This is a genomic window from Brenneria sp. L3-3C-1 (assembly GCF_016456245.1).
Classification (GTDB): domain Bacteria; phylum Pseudomonadota; class Gammaproteobacteria; order Enterobacterales; family Enterobacteriaceae; genus Brenneria.
On the sequence record NZ_JAEMHF010000004.1, the window covers coordinates 72,484 to 87,913 of the forward strand.

14 protein-coding genes and 1 other RNA gene are annotated in these 15,430 nt (G+C 57.3%); 10 read left to right on the top strand and 5 right to left on the bottom strand.

Annotated features, from left to right (window positions below; translation table 11 throughout):
* The first annotated feature begins 46 nt into the window (after positions 1–46).
* Complete coding sequence (gene nadR / locus JG725_RS10845) at positions 47–1,324, top strand: multifunctional transcriptional regulator/nicotinamide-nucleotide adenylyltransferase/ribosylnicotinamide kinase NadR (protein ID WP_172290250.1); 1,278 nt, start codon at positions 47–49, stop codon at positions 1,322–1,324.
* On the opposite strand, the gene JG725_RS10850 is transcribed toward nadR, so the two are convergent.
* The 3 genes from JG725_RS10850 to zapA all read right to left on the bottom strand — a co-directional run bounded on the left by JG725_RS10850 (position 1,297) and on the right by zapA (position 2,553).
* A complete protein-coding gene (locus JG725_RS10850; RefSeq protein ID WP_172290251.1) occupies positions 1,297–1,923 on the bottom strand; it encodes a 5-formyltetrahydrofolate cyclo-ligase in 627 nt (208 codons plus the stop codon). The two genes, nadR and JG725_RS10850, sit on opposite strands and share 28 nt — an antisense overlap.
* Before the next feature lie 42 nt (positions 1,924–1,965).
* Positions 1,966–2,149: non-coding RNA, 6S RNA (ssrS, locus tag JG725_RS10855), on the bottom strand.
* A 74-nt stretch (positions 2,150–2,223) separates the two neighbouring features.
* The gene (zapA, locus tag JG725_RS10860) at positions 2,224–2,553 is read right to left on the bottom strand and encodes a cell division protein ZapA (protein WP_048639681.1); all 330 of its coding nucleotides are present in this window, start codon (positions 2,551–2,553) and stop codon (positions 2,224–2,226) included.
* A 187-nt stretch (positions 2,554–2,740) separates the two neighbouring features.
* Here zapA and JG725_RS10865 point away from each other — a divergent pair, with 187 nt between their 5' ends.
* Genes JG725_RS10865 through ubiI form a run of 4 tightly spaced genes read left to right on the top strand, consistent with a single transcriptional unit; the run spans position 2,741 to position 7,184 of the window.
* Positions 2,741–3,325 carry a YecA family protein gene (locus tag JG725_RS10865; protein WP_199377979.1) on the top strand — a complete coding sequence of 195 codons (585 nt, stop codon included), beginning with the start codon at positions 2,741–2,743 and terminating at the stop codon, positions 3,323–3,325.
* A 60-nt stretch (positions 3,326–3,385) separates the two neighbouring features.
* On the top strand, positions 3,386–4,705 hold the full coding sequence (gene pepP / locus JG725_RS10870) for a Xaa-Pro aminopeptidase (RefSeq protein ID WP_199377981.1): 1,320 nt from the start codon (positions 3,386–3,388) through the stop codon (positions 4,703–4,705).
* A gap of 55 nt (positions 4,706–4,760) precedes the next feature.
* A complete protein-coding gene (gene ubiH, locus JG725_RS10875; protein WP_199377983.1) occupies positions 4,761–5,939 on the top strand; it encodes a 2-octaprenyl-6-methoxyphenyl hydroxylase in 1,179 nt (392 codons plus the stop codon).
* A 33-nt stretch (positions 5,940–5,972) separates the two neighbouring features.
* A complete protein-coding gene (gene ubiI, locus JG725_RS10880; protein ID WP_199377985.1) occupies positions 5,973–7,184 on the top strand; it encodes an FAD-dependent 2-octaprenylphenol hydroxylase in 1,212 nt (403 codons plus the stop codon).
* A gap of 39 nt (positions 7,185–7,223) precedes the next feature.
* Here the strand turns inward: ubiI and JG725_RS10885 are convergent, their stop codons facing one another.
* Both JG725_RS10885 and JG725_RS10890 read right to left on the bottom strand, forming a co-directional pair.
* A complete protein-coding gene (locus JG725_RS10885; RefSeq protein WP_172290256.1) occupies positions 7,224–7,724 on the bottom strand; it encodes a TIGR00645 family protein in 501 nt (166 codons plus the stop codon).
* Positions 7,725–7,868: 144 nt separating this feature from the next.
* Positions 7,869–8,906: an NADP-dependent oxidoreductase gene (locus tag JG725_RS10890; protein WP_199377987.1), complete on the bottom strand. Its 1,038-nt coding sequence runs from the start codon at positions 8,904–8,906 to the stop codon at positions 7,869–7,871.
* A gap of 599 nt (positions 8,907–9,505) precedes the next feature.
* Here JG725_RS10890 and JG725_RS10895 point away from each other — a divergent pair.
* The 5 genes from JG725_RS10895 to JG725_RS10915 all read left to right on the top strand — a co-directional run bounded on the left by JG725_RS10895 (position 9,506) and on the right by JG725_RS10915 (position 15,376).
* Complete coding sequence (locus tag JG725_RS10895; protein ID WP_172290258.1) at positions 9,506–10,048, top strand: DUF1440 domain-containing protein; 543 nt, start codon at positions 9,506–9,508, stop codon at positions 10,046–10,048.
* A 224-nt stretch (positions 10,049–10,272) separates the two neighbouring features.
* Complete coding sequence (locus tag JG725_RS10900; RefSeq protein WP_199377989.1) at positions 10,273–11,901, top strand: ABC transporter substrate-binding protein; 1,629 nt, start codon at positions 10,273–10,275, stop codon at positions 11,899–11,901.
* Complete coding sequence (locus tag JG725_RS10905) at positions 11,879–12,841, top strand: ABC transporter permease (protein ID WP_172290260.1); 963 nt, start codon at positions 11,879–11,881, stop codon at positions 12,839–12,841. Before JG725_RS10900 ends, JG725_RS10905 begins: the two co-directional genes overlap by 23 nt.
* Positions 12,831–13,697, top strand: coding sequence for an ABC transporter permease (locus tag JG725_RS10910; protein ID WP_172290261.1), 867 nt, complete (start codon positions 12,831–12,833; stop codon positions 13,695–13,697). The genes JG725_RS10905 and JG725_RS10910 overlap by 11 nt, the downstream gene beginning before the upstream one ends.
* Positions 13,694–15,376, top strand: a complete 1,683-nt coding sequence (locus JG725_RS10915) for an ABC transporter ATP-binding protein (RefSeq protein WP_199377991.1) — start codon at positions 13,694–13,696, stop codon at positions 15,374–15,376. Before JG725_RS10910 ends, JG725_RS10915 begins: the two co-directional genes overlap by 4 nt.
* Positions 15,377–15,430: the final 54 nt, after the last annotated feature.

The following is a 15,430-nucleotide window of genomic DNA, read 5'->3' on the forward strand; positions in this document are numbered from 1 at the left end:
CGCTCTGTGCTATTTTGTTTAGCACACTAAACTGGAGCGTCGGACTATGTCGCCATTCGATTATCTGAAATCCGCCATCCGGCAAAAGGGATGCACGTTGCAGCAGGTCGCTGATGCGACAGAGATGACCAAGGGCTATCTCAGCCAGTTGCTGAATGCCAAAATCAAAAGCCCCAGCGCGCAGAAGCTTGAAGCCCTGCACCGCTTCCTCGGGCTGGAATTCCCACGACACGAAAAAAAGATTGGCGTGGTCTTCGGCAAATTCTATCCGCTGCATACCGGCCATATCTATCTGATCCAGCGCGCGTGCAGCCAGGTGGACGAACTGCATGTCATTCTGGGCTACGACGAACCACGCGATCGCCTGTTGTTCGAGAACAGTTCCATGTCGCAGCAGCCCACGGTCAGCGATCGGCTGCGCTGGCTGCTGCAAACCTTCAAGTATCAGAAAAATATCCGTATCCATGCTTTTAACGAACAGGGCATGGAGCCCTACCCGCACGGCTGGGACGTGTGGAGCAAAGGGATTAAGGCCTTTATGCGCGAGAAAAGCATCGAGCCCAATTTCGTGTACACCAGTGAAGAACAGGATGCCCCGCAGTATCGCGAACAGTTGGGTATTGAGACGGTATTGGTCGATCCCCAGCGTTCCTTTATGAGCATCAGCGGTTCACAGATCCGTCATGATCCTTTCCGCTATTGGGAATACATTCCGACAGAGGTCAAACCGTTCTTTGTGCGCACCGTCGCCATCCTCGGCGGCGAGTCCAGCGGCAAATCCACGCTGGTCAACAAGCTGGCGAATATCTTCAATACCACCAGCGCCTGGGAATACGGCCGCGATTACGTGTTCTCTCATCTGGGGGGCGACGAAATGGCGCTGCAATATTCCGACTACGATAAAATCGCGCTGGGTCAGGCGCAGTACATTGATTTTGCCGTGAAATACGCCAATAAAGTGGCGTTTATCGACACCGATTTTGTTACCACGCAGGCGTTCTGCAAAAAGTATGAAGGCCGGGAACACCCGTTCGTGCAGGCGCTGATCGATGAGTATCGCTTCGATCTGGTTATTCTGCTGGAAAACAACACGCCGTGGGTGGCCGACGGATTGCGCAGTCTCGGCAGTTCAGCGGCACGCATGGAATTCCAGAATCTGCTGACGGCCATGCTGGAGGAAAACGATATCCGCTATGTCCACGTCGAGGAATCAGACTACGATACGCGTTTTCTGCGCTGCGTTGAGCTGGTGCAGCAGATGTTGGGACACGAAAGGCACCCGGCGCTGGTGGAAAATCACTCTTCCGCCTCCCACCGCCAGTAGCGCGAGGGGGTGATGATTTCCGGCAGCGGGATATCCCAGCGCTCAACAGGCAACGCCTCTACGTGCTGGCAATCATGGGCCAGACCAATCGGGTAAGGCCCATACCGCCGCCAGTCCCGCAGGGTGCGGTCATAGAAACCGCCGCCCATTCCCAGCCGTTGCCCCTGGCTGTCAAACGCCACCAGCGGCGTCAACAGCACGTCCAGCCGTTGCAGCGGCAATACCTGGCGCACATCCAGCCGGGGTTCTAAAATCTTCAGCCGATTGACCACCAGCCGCGTATCCGGCGCATAACGCAGAAACAGCAAATGCCCGGCGCTGAAAGGGTGCAATACCGGCAGGTAAACCCGCTTGCCCTGCCGCCACAGCAGATCGATCAACGGTTGCGTGTTCAGCTCGCCGTCAAAGGCAAGAAATACCGCCACGCTGTCGGCCTGCCGGATTTTCGGATGCTTGATGGCCCGCTCGGCGCCCTGTTGCGCAAACTGCGCCTGTTGCTCGGCGCTAAGCTGACGACGGCGCTGCCGCACGTCCTGACGGATTTGCTGACGAAGTTGAGCGGAAGAAAGCGATGGCGTGGATGATGAAATCGGCTGCATACGAGAAGGTAATCGCCGTGATTGATCACAAATGAAAGAAAGGGAATCTCCGAGATGCCGCCGCAGGCTGTAACCCTTGAACCCTTGGTTCAAGGTGAACATAGCGTCGCAGTCTTAAGGCTTCTCGGACGAACCGAGCATGCTCACCAACCGCGGAGCACTACATTCTGTTGGTTTGAAATATCGGCTCAGGGGACTGACCCGCTGACGAACATCTCAGAGAAATTTTATTCGTTACTCGCGATAAACCTTATCACGTCTTATCGCGTAAAAACACCGAACTTTTGTTAAAACTCGCGGTTACTCAAACTGAGCGCCCTGACGATCGGTAATGCGCCCCTGCTCCAACAGCGCCTGTTCGATGGTCTGTTGCAGCATACGAATCCGCTGTTCCATGTTGGCGGCATAGTCGCGGGTCTTACCCCGTTCCTGCGCCAGTTCATGGCACACATTCAGCGCGGCGATGAAAACCAGCTGCTCTGTGTTGGTGACTCTAGTGCGAACTTTAAGATCTTGCAACCGCTGGTTAAGATCTTCCGCAGCCTGATTCAACGCTTCCTGTTGTTCCGGCGGACAATTGACTCTTAACGAACGGCCAAAAATCTGAATATCTACGGGTTGTGCAGACATACCACCTTCCTGACTTATTTCGTTTTCGCGCCCGCCTGGAATAAATCCTGCGCTGCCTGACACGGGCCAGTTAAAGCGGGCGTCACTATATATATCCAAAATATAAGATACAAGCCCTTTCTGGTATACCCCCAGAGCTTGGTGGTAGCATATCACGAACCAATCCTGCCAACGATGACGAATCCGCATGTCTATAGAAAATACGTTTCCAGGCTATGCAGCCCTTGACACACTACTTCACCAACAACAGATCGCGCTGACCGCGGCGGAAATGCACGGGTTAATCAGCGGGATGTTGTGTGGCGGCAACCATGACGACAGCTGGAGAACGCTGGTATTCGAGCTGACCAATGAGGGCATGGCCTTCCCGCAGACGCTGTCTCAGCCCCTTCAGCACCTGTATCAGGTGACACGTGAAACGCTTGAAGATGAGGGTTTCATGTTTCAGCTTTTCCTGCCGGATGACAATAGCGAATCGGTGACCGTTTTTGACCGGGCCGATGCGTTGGCCGGCTGGGTAAACCACTTTTTGCTGGGTCTGGGCGTGGTGCAGCCGAAGCTGAACAAAGTACAGGGCGAGCTGAAAGAAGCGATTGACGATTTACGCAACATTGCCCAGCTCGGTTATGACGAGGATGAAGATCAGGAAGAGCTGGAACAATCGCTTGAGGAAGTGATCGAATATGTGCGCGTCTCCGCCATTTTGTGCCATAACGAATTTATGAGCCAGCCGATTGCGGCGCCGGAACAGAAAAAACCGACGCTGCACTAATTCCTCGCCAAACCAGACCGTGGGATAGCAAACAGTACGCAATATTTTCAGGAGCAGGTGATGAACCAACAAGAATTGCTTCGCCGTCGTCAGACACTGCTGGAGAAAATGGCTCCCGCCAGTGCGGCGATTATTTTTGCCGCGCCGGAAGCGACGCGCAACGCCGACAGTGATTATCCTTACCGTCAGAACAGCGACTTTTGGTACTTCACCGGTTTCAACGAACCCGAAGCCGTGTTGCTTCTGGTTAAAAGCGATGAAAAACATCAGCATAGCGTGATTTTCAACCGCGTGCGCGATCTCACCGCCGAAATCTGGTTCGGACGCCGTCTCGGACAGGAAGCCGCCCCGGCGAAACTGGGCGTCGATCGGGCGCTGCCTTTTGGCGAAATCGACACGCAGTTGCATTTACTGCTTAACGGTCTGGATGTGATTTACCACGCCCAGGGCGAGTACGACTATGCCGACAGGCTGGTGTTCGCGGCGCTGGACAGGCTGCGTAAAGGTTCCCGTCAGGGATTCATCGCCCCCGCGACGCTGACGGACTGGCGTCCGTGGGTGCATGAAATGCGGTTATTCAAATCTCAAGCGGAAATCGACGTTATGCGCCGCGCGGGCGAAATCACCGCGCTGGCCCATATCCGCGCCATGGAGAAATGCCGTCCCGGCATGTTTGAGTACCAGCTTGAGGGCGAGATTCACCATGAGTTTACCCGTCACGGCGCGCGCTACCCCTCGTACAACACCATCGTCGGCAGCGGCGATAATGCCTGCATTTTGCACTACACCGAAAATGAATCGCAGATGCGCAACGGCGATCTGGTGCTGATTGACGCCGGGTGCGAGTATCGCGGCTACGCGGGGGATATTACCCGGACATTTCCGGTGAACGGCAAGTTCACCGCCCCGCAGCGCGCCATCTACGACATTGTGCTGCGTTCTCAACTCAGGGCACTGGAACTGTTCGCGCCGGGCCGCAGCATCCGTGAAGTGAATGAAGAAGTGGTGCGGGTCATGGTCAGCGGGCTGGTAGGGCTTGGGATCATGAAAGGCGAAGTGGAGCAGTTGATGGCGGAACAGGCCCATCGTCAGTTCTTTATGCACGGACTGAGCCACTGGCTGGGGCTGGACGTGCATGATGTTGGCGATTACGGTTCAACGGATCGCGGCCGTCCGCTCGAACCCGGCATGGTGCTCACGGTCGAACCCGGTTTGTACATTGCCCCTGACGCCAGCGTTCCTCAGCAATATCGGGGCATCGGTATCCGTATTGAAGATGACATTCTGATCACCGAAAACGGCAACGAAAACCTGACGTCCGGCGTAGTGAAAGACGCCGATGCCATTGAAGCGTTAATGGCGAACGCGGCCGGGCAATGACGGCCGGCGCGAACCGTTTAGAAAAAAGCGGGATAACCATCATCAGGACAAGAAAATGACGGTAATGATTGTCGGCGGCGGCATGGCCGGCGCGACGCTGGCGCTGGCGATATCCACGCTGTCGCAAGGAAAAGTGCCGGTTGAGCTGATTGAAGCGCAGTCGCCGGGCGATCGTCGGCACCCGGGGTTCGACGCCAGAGCCATCGCGCTGGCGGAAGGCACCTGTCAGCAGTTGGAAACCGTCGGTATCTGGCAGGCGCTGGCGAGCTGCGCCACGTCGATAACTCACGTACACGTCAGCGACCGCGGTCATGCCGGTTTTGTGAATCTGCAAGCATCGGACTATCGTGTGCCGGCATTGGGTCAGGTGATCGAACTGCACGAAGCCGGACAACGGTTATTCGCCCTGCTGCAACAGGCCCCCGGCGTTCGCCTGCACTGTCCGGCCACCGTGGTTTCCGTTGCCCGCACTCGGCATGACGCCACCTTGACGCTGGATAACGGCGCGACGCTGACCGGGCAACTGCTGGTCGCCGCCGACGGCTCGCACTCCATGCTGGCTCAATCCTGCGGCATCCAATGGCGGCAGCAGGACTATGATCAGATCGCGGTCATCGCCAACGTCACCACATCGGAAGCGCATCGGGGCCGAGCGTTCGAACGCTTTACGCCGCATGGCCCGCTGGCGCTGTTGCCGATGAGCAAAGGACGATGTTCGCTGGTCTGGTGCCATGCGCAAAACCGGCAAGCGCAGGTCGATGGCTGGAGTGAGGCCGAATTCCGCCGGCGGTTACAGTCGGCGTTCGGCTGGCGCTTAGGCGCTTTCACCCATATTGGCGAACGCCGCAGCTATCCTTTACGCTTACTGACCGCCAGCGGGCATATCCATCATCGTCTTGCGTTGGTGGGCAATGCGGCGCAAACGCTGCACCCGATTGCCGGACAGGGCTTTAATCTGGGGCTGCGGGACGTGATGTCGCTGGCGGAAACGGTGGTGGATGCCGCTAAAAACCGACAGGACCCCGGCAGCTATCCGGTACTCAGCCGCTACCAACAGCGCCGTCAGCCCGACCAGCATGCGACGGTGGCGATCACCGATGGGCTGGTCAGGCTGTTCGCCAACCGCTATCCCTCGTTGGAGATTGGCCGCAATCTGGGTCTGATGGCCATGAATAATTTGCCGCAGTTGCGCGACGCATTTGCCCGCCGCACGCTGGGCTGGGTGGAACGTTAAGTTCACCGATCAACACAACAGGAAGAGAGCTGAATGCAATCATTCGACGTGGTTATTGCCGGAGGCGGCATGGTGGGTCTGGCGTTAGCCTGCGGCTTACAGGGCAGCGGTCTGCGGGTCGCGGTGCTGGAAAAACAGCCGCCGGCGCCGCACGCGCCCGGCACAGAACACGCGCTGCGGGTCTCCGCCATCAATGCCGCCAGCGAATGCCTGCTGCGTCATCTGGGGGTGTGGGAAAATCTGGCCGCACAGCGCGTCAGCCCCTATAACGCCATGGAAGTCTGGGATAAAGACAGCTTTGGCAAAATCAGCTTCAGCGGCGAAGAATTTGGCTTTTCGCACCTCGGGCATATTATCGAAAACCCGGTGATTCAGCAGGCGCTGTGGCAACGCGCCGCCCAGTTAAGCGATATCACGTTGCTGACGCCGGCCGCCTTAAAACAGGTTGCCTGGGGAGAAAACGAAGCCTTCATCACCCTACAGGACGAGAGCATGCTCACCGCCCGTCTGGTTATCGGAGCGGACGGCGCCCATTCCTGGCTGCGCCAACATGCGGATATTCCCCTGACCTTCTGGGATTACGGCCATCACGCGCTGGTTGCCGCCGTCCGCAGCGCGTCGCCCCACCACTCGGTCGCGCGCCAGGTGTTTCACGGCGACGGCATGCTGGCTTTTCTGCCGCTGAGCGATCCGCATCTCAGTTCGATCGTCTGGTCGCTGCCGCCCGATCGGGCGCAGGCCATGCTGTCGCTGCCGGTAAGCGAATTTAATCAGCAGGTGGCGATGGCGTTCGATATGCGTCTGGGGCTGTGCGAACTGGAAAGCGAACGCCAAACCTTTCCCCTGACCGGGCGCTACGCCCGGAGTTTTGCCGCCCATCGACTGGTGCTGGTTGGCGATGCCGCCCACACCATTCATCCTCTGGCGGGTCAGGGCGTCAACCTCGGTTTTATGGACGTGGCGGATCTGATTGCCGAGCTGAAGCGCCTGCAATCACAGGGCAAAGATATTGGCCGGCACCTCTATCTCAGGCGCTACGAGCGTAAACGCAAGCACAGCGCCGCCGTAATGCTCGCCGGCATGCAGGGTTTTCGCGAGCTGTTTGACGGCGAGAATCCGGCCAAAAAACTGTTGCGCGATGTCGGTCTGGTGCTGGCGGATAAACTGCCCGGCATTAAACCCACGCTGGTGCGTCAGGCGATGGGATTGAACGATCTGCCGGACTGGCTGGATGAAAGCAGGTAAGCCCGCACCGCCAAACAAAACGGCGGGCGGCGAAAGTAACTACTTGGCTTTCTCGTAACGCGACACGCGATCCAGATAGCCCATGACAAAAGCGGACAACACGAATGTCAGGTGGATAATCACATACCACATCAGCTTGTTGTCGGGAATATTGCGCGCATCCATAAAAACGCGCAATAAATGGATAGAAGAGATCGCCACGATCGACGCGGCGACTTTATTCTTCAGTGAGCCGGAGTCCATCTTGCCAAGCCAGTTCAACTTCTCCCGGCCGCTGGAGATATCCAATGCCGACACAAAGTTCTCATAGCCGGACAGCATCACCATCACCAGCAACCCGCCCACCAGCGTCATATCGATCAGCGACAGCAATGTCAGCACCACATCGGACTCCGCCATGGCAAAAACATTCGGCAGGACATGGTAGACTTCCTGGAAAAATTTAAGCATCAGCGCCAGCAGGCCAAGCGACAACCCCAGATAAATCGGGGCCAGTAACCAGCGCGACGTGTACATCATATTTTCAATAAAACGTTCCATAACTCATCATAGGCAGGTGAAACAGCCGGCAATAATAGCGAAAAGTCTCTGCGCGGTGTTAATCAATTCTTGAATCCTTCAGATCTCCCGTCTCCACCGTTTTTCCCGGCTCATCCGCGGGCGAACCGGGCGATGGATAAAGCTTTACGCATCCGGCCCGACGCGCACCACCAGCTTGCCGAAATTGCGCCCCTGCAACAGCCCGATAAACGCCTCGGGAGCGTTATCCAATCCTTCAACGATCTGTTCCCGGTATTTGATCTTTCCTTGCGCCACCCACGGCTCTACGGCTTGCCAGAACTCACCAAACCGCGGGCCGTAGTCGTCAAAAACGATGAATCCCTGCATCCGGATACGTTTTTTCAAAATCGTGCCCGCCAGCAACGGCAGGCGATCCGGCCCGTCAGGCAAGCCGGTCGCGTTATAATTGGAAACCAATCCGCATACCGGAATACGCGCAGAGGTATTCAGCAGCGGCAACACCGCATCAAATACGGCGCCGCCGACATTTTCAAAATAGATATCAATCCCCTGCGGGCAAGCTTTTTTCAACTGTTCGGCAAAATCCGCCGCACGGTGATCGAGACAGGCATCGAATCCCAGCGTTTCAAGCGCATAGCGGCATTTCTCCTCGCCGCCGGCTACCCCAACCACACGGCACCCTTTCAGCTTGCCGATTTGCCCGACCGTCGCCCCGACCGGCCCTGTCGCCGCCGCGACAACCACCGTTTCCCCGGCCTTGGGTTGGCCGATGTCCATCAGCCCCATATAGGCGGTGAAGCCCGGCATCCCCAGCACGCCCAGCGCATAAGAGGGATTTTTGGGCGTCGGCCCCAGATTGGTTAATCCGCGACCGTCGGAAACGGCATAGTCCTGCCAGCCGCTGTAGGCCTGCACCCAGTCACCGACGTGATAATCCGGGTGTTTCGAAGCCGCCACCCTGCTGATGGTCGCCCCGACCATCACCTCTCCCAGCTCAACCGGTTTGGCATACGACGGCGCGTCGCTCATGCGTCCGCGCATATAAGGATCGAGCGACAGAAAAACCGTGCGCAGCAGCACTTCCCCTGTTTTTACCTCTGGAATCGGCTGCTGCTCTAAACGGAAATTATCCTGCACAGGCGCGCCATGCGGACGCTGCGCCAATACGATGCGGCGATTGTTGTGAACGGTTTGCGACATGACTGTTTTTCCTTTGAACCAAGAGGATGAACAAAATAACCTGTTTGACAAAATATTAGCCGACTTTAATCAGTGATTCGAAATAGGTGAACCGGCGCACGGTTATTTTATCGTCTGATCGATAGAGTCTATTACGCTCGCAGAACGTCGACCGAACGATCGCTGATGCGTCAGTATGTTCTATTCATTGCAATAACGTAGCGCATATACTTATTTAATTTACATAGCATAGTTATTATTTTAATTCGTTATAATATTTATAAAATCGCCAGATAACCGCTGATTTCAAAAAAAAGGATTTACATAAATATACATTTAGAAATAATAAATAACCATTGTTCCTCTAGCCGGCATCATTATTTTCACATTACGCTTTTCCTGCTATCAATATAAAATCGATCATATTTATTGATAGGTGTATTATCCCTGCCGAATAAGAACCTACCCCGATAGATAACACTGCACTATGTGGATGGGTTCTTGATCGCTTTCAATCAGTTATGTGGTTAATTTAACAACAAAATGTTTGACTGGATTTGATTCCGCGCGCGATTTTGCACGGAATTAAACCTGTTACCAGGTTATTTAGGGAGAATAGTATGCAGTTACGAACCACAAAGGAAAAAATCCTGATAGCGCTGCTCGTCGGGATAATTGCCGGCCTCGTTTGCGCACTTGCCAAGTTCGGCTGGGAAATTCCTTTTCCGCCAAGAACGCCGCTGCGAGACATGACTAACCCGCCGCAGGAATTATTACAACAGCTCGGCATGTCTTATGAAATGTCGCACATTACCTACCTGTATAATGGCAACGCAAGACCAATCATGAGCTTTATCATGCACTTTGGTTTTTCCATTACTTTTGCCGTGCTGTATTGCGTCGTCGCTGAGTTCAATCCCAAAATCAAACTCTGGCAGGGTGCGTTTTACGGCCTGGTTCTCCACGTCGTATTCCACGTTTTCCTGCTGCCGCTGTTCGGCACCGTTCCGGCGCCGTGGGATCAGCCGTTTGCGGAGCATTTCTCTGAACTGTTCGGCCACATGTTCTGCTTCTGGCTGGTGGAAATCGTGCGCCGCGACCTGCGCAACCGCATCACCCATGCGCCGGATGCTGAAGTGCCGCTTTCCGAAGCGACCCGCTAATTTCATCTCTTCATACGACACCGGCCGCCTCAACAACAGGCGGCCGTTTTTTCTTCCGGCCTGAATCGCTCTGCTTTCCACACACTTCCGGCAGGCACGCTTTCTTCCGTTATATACTTTTTTGGCATTAAAAAGTATTTTTTGTACTTTTACACCGTTCCTCCGCCTCCCTACATTTACAGCAACATAAGATGGGCTAATGTAAAATTTCAAGGACTCAGGGAATGGAAAAAAATCATCAGCAACGCCGATTTCCGACGGCTAAACTCCTCACCGCAGGCGCTTTCTCACTGCTTTTCACCCTAAACCCCAGCGCATGGAGCGCAGACAACACGGAAAAACCGGTTCAGGGCGGCATACTGAATGTCGGGCTGGGCAGCGACACCCCCATCATTGATCCGCACATTACCGCCTACGGCGTGACGGCGCTGATCGCCCGCAACGTGGTGGACTCGCTGGTCGGCCAGGCGGAGGACAACCGTTTTACCCCCTGGCTGGCAGAGCGCTGGGAAATCAACGACGACAATACCGAATACACTTTCCATCTGCGCAAGGATGTGACCTTCAGCGACGGCACCAAACTGGATGCCGAAGCGGTGAAATATAATCTTGAGCGCATTCTCGATCCGAAAACCACCTCCAGCTATGCCAAATCGCTGTTAGGGCCGATCGACAATATCACCACGCCCGACGACTACACGGTAGTGATCCATTACTCCTCTTCGTTCGCACCGCTGTTGCAAGGACTGAGCCTGCCGTATCTGGGCATCCAGTCGCCGACCTACCTGAAGAACACGCCGAACACCAGCAATACGGTGGTGGGATCCGGGCCGTTTATTCTGGACTCCTTTGTCAAAGGCAGCGGCAGCAAGCTGAGCAAACGCGCGGATTATAACTGGGGGCCGGGTTATGCCAAACACACCGGCCCGGCTTATCTGGACGGCATTACCTTTAAATATCTGCCGGAAGCCTCCGTCAGGTTGGGCGCGTTGACCAGCGGCCAGATTCAGGCGATTGACGCCGTTCCGCCGGCCAATTACCCCGCGGTGAAAAAGAATCCGCGTCTGGACGTGCTCACCTATGAAAACCCGGGCGTCAACCGCGTGCTCTACCTGAACACGACGAAAGGGCCTTTCCAGGACGTCAAGGTTCGCCAGGCGTTCCAGAACGCGGCGGATACCGCGACGGCGGTGAAAGTCTCCTTTTTCGGCACGCTGAAAGCGGCGGATAACGTTGTCGGCCCGGCAACGCTTTATTACGATCCCACGGTGAAATCACGCTGGGGATTTGATTTGCAAAAAGCCAACCAACTACTGGACAGCGCAGGCTGGAACAGCAGAGACAGCGCGGGCTATCGCCTTAAGGACGGCAAACGCCTGACGGTCACGTTCGTTTATGCCACGACAAACGTTGAGGCCGCCGACGTAACGCTGTTCCAGGCGATTCAGTATCAAGTCAAGCAGGCCGGATTTGATCTGCAACTCGATCCGGTTGATGCCGGCGGGTTTACCAGCCGAACCAATGCCAATGAATACGATATCGCCTCCAACTTTTTCGTCCGCGCCGAACCCGATATCCTGCGCACGGTGTTTGACTCCGCCTATGCGCCGCCTAACGGCAACAATTTCACGCGCATCAGCGCACTGGATGAAAAGCTGAGAAAAGCGGTGGGCGCCGGCGACGCCGAGCGTAAACAACTCTATACCGATATTCAGCATGAAGTTATCGATCAAGCCTATGTCCTCCCGGTCTATATTCCGGCTTACCAGCTTGGTTTGTCGAAGCAGGTACAGGGAATAAACTGGGCGACCAATGCTAAACCGAACTTCTATGATGCCTGGATTAAACGCTAATCTGGCGGGGATCGGCAAACGTCTGTTAACCATTCTGGCTGTGCTCTGGGGCGCGGCCACATTGACGTTTATCGCCGTTAAACTGATCCCCGGCGATCCCATCGCGATTCTCAGCGGCGGCGACAACGTGGTGGACGACGCCTATCGGGCGGCGCTGACCCGGCAATTCGGCCTCGACCAGCCGCTGTGGATGCAGTACCTGCGTTATTGCGCCCAGGCGTTGCAGGGTGATTTCGGCATCAGCTACCAATATCGGCAACCGGTGCTGTCGGTCATCCATGACGCCATGCGCGAAACGCTGCCGCTAGCGCTCGGCGGACTAACGCTGGCGCTGGCGCTGGCTATTACCAGCGCGCTGATCACCGCCGGGCGCTACCATCAACTGCGGCGTCTGGTCTCCTGGCTGGAGCTGACGCTGCTCAGCACGCCGGTATACTGGATCGGGATTGTTCTGCTGAGCATCTTCAGCTTTCATCTGCAATGGTTCCCGGTCACCGGCAATGACGGTCCGATCTCACTGGTGCTGCCGATCATCACCCTCAGCCTGCCGATTGCGGCGCTTCTCAGTCAGGTGCTGCGCGACGGGCTGGAAGAAGCCCTGTCCCAGCCGTTTGCCCTGACGGTGCGCACCCGCGGCGTCAGCGAAACCCGGCTTAGAGTCCGCCACGCGCTGCGCCATGCGACGCTGGCGGCGTCAACGCTGACCGGTACGCTGCTGGCCAGCGTGCTGGGCGGATCGGTACTCACCGAAACGGTATTCGGACGCGCCGGCATCGGACAGATTACGCTGCAAGCGATTGGAACCCGCGATATGCCGCTGGTGCTCGGCGTGGTCATGCTGTCCGCGCTGCTGTTTGTGTTGATTAACCTGTTGGTGGATGCTTTATACCTGATTGTCGATCCCCGTTTGCGCAAGAAGGCGAACGCCCATGAGCAGTGAATCTATGATACTACCGCGCACACGCCGTCACCCGAGCTATCGCAACCCCTGGCTTTCCCCGGCGACGCTGTTGCCGGCGGCGATGGTCTTTCTGCTGGTGCTGGCGGTATTTTTCCCGTCGCTGTTTACCAGCCGTGCCGCCGATGAAATGGATCTTGGCGCGGTTCTGCAACCGCCGAGCGGCGCTCACTGGTTCGGCACCGATACGCTGGGACGGGATATCTTTGCCCGGGTGATCCACGGCACCTCGCTGTCGCTGAGCATCGGCGTCGGCGCCATGTTGATCGCCTGTCTGGGCGGCGTGCTGTTCGGCACGCTGTCGGTGCTGGCACCCACGCCGGTGCGCCAGACGCTGGTGCGTCTGCTGGATATCATGCTGGCCTTTCCCGACCTGCTGTTGGCGCTGCTGGTGATCGCCGTGTTGGGGCGAGGCCCGGAAAACACGCTGCTGGCGGTCGGTCTGGCCGGGATTGCGGGCTATGCGCGGCTGGTAAGATCGCAGGTGCTTCAGGTGCGGCTTTCGGGTTACGTGGAACACGCCATCGCGCTGGGAGAGCGCCCGCTGTACATCGTCGTACGGCATATCATTCCCAACACGCTGCGACCGTTGCTGATCGTCGCCACTATCGGCGTCGGACACGCGGTGCTGTCCGCGTCCGCGTTGAGTTTCCTTGGATTAGGCGTGGTTCCTCCCACCGCCGAATGGGGCGCGTTACTGGCCGACGGCCGTAATTTCCTGGATATCGCGCCGTGGGTCAGTCTGTTCCCGGCGACGGTGGTGGCGCTTTCCGTTATCGCCATCACGCTATTGGGACGACGTTTACAAACCATTCTGGCAAAAGGCGGGGCATCATGAGTCATCACCTTACCGCGCCCGCCGTACAACCGCTGCTGAACGTACGGGAGCTAAGCGTGACGTTCCCCGGCGGCGGACAAGGGCCGGTGGAGTCGGTAAAAAACCTCAGTTTTCAGGTTAACGCCGGTGAAATACTGGCGCTGGTCGGCGAATCAGGCTCAGGGAAATCGGTCACCGCCCGGTCGCTGGTCGGGCTGGCGGGGGAACATGCCGACGTTCGCGCCACGGCCCTCGATCTGCTGCGCCATGACGGCAGCCGCTGCGACCTGCGTTACCTGACCGATCGCGACTGGCGGCATATCCGTGGCCGCGAGATTGGCTTTATTTTGCAGGATGCGCTGGTATCGCTCGATCCGTTACGCAAGATCGGGCAGGAAGTGGCCGAACCGATCCTCACCCACCGCTTGCTGCCGCGCACGGAGATTGCCGGACGGGTCGCGGCGCTGCTGGAGCAGGCAGGGATCCCCGACCCGGCTAACCGAGCCGCCCAGTATCCGCATGAACTCTCCGGCGGCTTACGCCAGCGGGCGCTTATCGCTTCCGCTCTGGCCGGCGGCCCTCAATTGCTGATTGCCGATGAACCCACCACGGCGCTGGACGCCACGGTACAGCAGCAGGTGCTAAAGGTGTTTACCGCACTGGCGCGGGCCGGTCACGGCGTGCTGCTGATCACTCACGATCTGGCGGTGGTCTCGCAGGTGGCCGACCGCGTGATGGTGATGCAAAACGGATCGCTGGTCGAATCCGGCACGGTCGGTCAGGTGCTTTCCGCACCGAAACATCCTTATACCCGCCGTTTGCTGGCGGCGATCCCGACCGCGGCAACGCGCGGCGACTGGCTGGCGGGTGAAAATCCGCTCCACGATCTTCCTGCCGGCGTTTTGTCATCGGTCGCCGCCTCCCATGGCGAAACGCTATCCGACACCGCTCTGCACGTGGATCAGGTATCCGTCGCTTTTACCCGCCCCGACGGCAGCCGTATGGATGCCGTCAACCGGGTATCGCTGGAAGTGAAACGTGGGGAAACGTTGGGTATTGTCGGCGAGTCCGGCTCGGGAAAAACCACGCTGGGGAAAATTATTCTGGCCTTGCAAAAACCGGATCGCGGCGAGGTACGGCTGGCGGAGCGCCCCTGGAGCGCCTTGCCGGAACATGAACGCCGCCCGCTGCGCGCCCGTATTCAGACCATCACCCAGGATCCGCTCGGCTCGTTCGATCCGCAATTTACCGTGGCGCAAATCCTCCGGCAGCCGCTGCGATTACGCCGCGATCTCAGCCAGGCGGATCGGCAACAGCGCATCCTGACGCTGCTGACGTTAGTCGGGCTGACGCCGGATCTGCTGTCGCGACGGCCGACGGCGCTTTCCGGCGGCCAGCGGCAACGGGTCTCGATCGCCCAAGCGCTGGCCTCCGAGCCAGACCTGCTGATCTGTGACGAACCGGTTTCCGCGCTGGACGTCACCACCCAGGCGCAGGTATTGGATCTGCTGGTGGCGCTACAACGTCGGTTGCAGCTTTCCATGCTGTTTATCTCCCACGATCTCGGCGTGGTGCAACATATGAGCCACCGCATTGCGGTGATGAAAGACGGTGAAATCGTGGAAACCGGCGATGTCGAGCAGATATTCAGCCAACCGCAGCACCCTTATACGCGGCTGCTGCTGTCGACGGTGAACTAGCCGGACGACTGACGAGTTGGAAAAGCGCTTGATAACAGCCGCCCCCGACGTTGG